The organism is Chryseobacterium sp. 2TAF14 (assembly GCF_052115105.1).
Lineage (GTDB): Bacteria > Bacteroidota > Bacteroidia > Flavobacteriales > Weeksellaceae > Chryseobacterium.
The window spans coordinates 1-1348 of sequence record NZ_JBFRGA010000321.1; the positions used below are offsets into that span (position 1 = coordinate 1).

Sequence of the window (1348 nt, forward strand, 5' to 3'; positions counted from 1 at the left end):
GTAAAGTGATGATGATTATGTATGGAATTAGAATCTGTAAATGATTGTTTTTTCCTAAGTCTTCAAAAGTTTTAACTTTCTGTTTGGTCCAGTCAATAAAATTCCCATTCTGTTTTGAAAAAATATAGGGATAGAAATACAATCGTTGGTCTTCATGAAATTTTTTCAAACCTTCGGCATAATTCAGCTGATTTTCCATACCCGTTTTTGCAACTAAACTTTGTGATAATTGTGTATGAATATTAGGAAGAAAATATCCTAGATAGGTAGCAGCATCATTTCGTTTCTGCATTTTAAAGTGGTATTCTTTGGAAGATTTAGCCGACTCTACATCGCCAAGATGTTGCATTGCGTAATACCAGGTATAAGAATAACCACTGTTTTCGTCCACATTGTATTGACTAAACTGAGGATAAATCTTATGGAATTTCTGTATCGTTGGCGTTTTGGCTTCGTCCCATTTATTGTGATAACCTTCACGCTGTTCGATTAGTGCCTTTAAACCCTCTTTAGCAGGATACATTTTTTGAATAATCATATTTCCTGTCATTGGAATAATGAAATTCATTGCCATCCAGAAAATAACCAATGCAAGGGCATTCCAAGATGATGATTTTTGAAAACCGATAATCCATCTGCACAGAACAAACCAAAAAATAATGTAAAGCAAACCTGTCAGAATGAAAATGAAATAGGATTTATCTAAAGGCATTTGAATATAAAATTGAGCAATCAGAATCAGTAGAAAATACAAAATTGTAATGGCAAAAAAGCGTATCAATAAATTTGAATCAATCAATTTTCTAAGATTACTGCTTTGTACCGAAAGCAATTTCCAGGTGCCTTTTTCCTGGTCTTCCGAAATCAAATTGTAACAGAATGCGATGATGACTAATGGGAAAAGAAAGATGATTACAAAACTAAAGTCAAAATTTCCTACTGCTGCATTGGCTGGATTGAAAAAATCAGAATTGTTTTTCTGCTCTTCCAGATTTCGAATGGTTACGCCTTGAATAGATGGATTCAAATCCCGCATTCCGATGTTCAAAGCGGCAAGTTTTGGCATTTCATTGACCAAATTAAACTTCACGTAATAGAGTAGAAGCCCAATATCATCACTGTGCAATGCGATATTCTTATTGAGACTTTTCTTTTGGTAAGATGCGCTTTTAGCTATGATTTCCTCGTTTCGGTCAACAAATTTTTTACCAGTATATAAAGAAGCCAGACCTGCAAAAAGTAAGATCAAAAGTGAAATTATGTAAGCCTTATTTCTATAAAATTGTTTATATAAGTAATGATTCATTTAGATGAGTTTTAAATTTTTAGCATTGATTTCTACTAATAC

1 protein-coding gene is annotated in these 1348 nt (G+C 32.9%); it reads right to left on the reverse strand.

What is annotated here, in order from left to right; all coding sequences use genetic code 11:
- The coding region (locus AB4Y90_RS17915; RefSeq protein ID WP_441558918.1) for a DUF3526 domain-containing protein at positions 1–1306 on the reverse strand (1306 nt) is incomplete at its 3' end.
- Positions 1307–1348 lie beyond the last annotated feature (42 nt).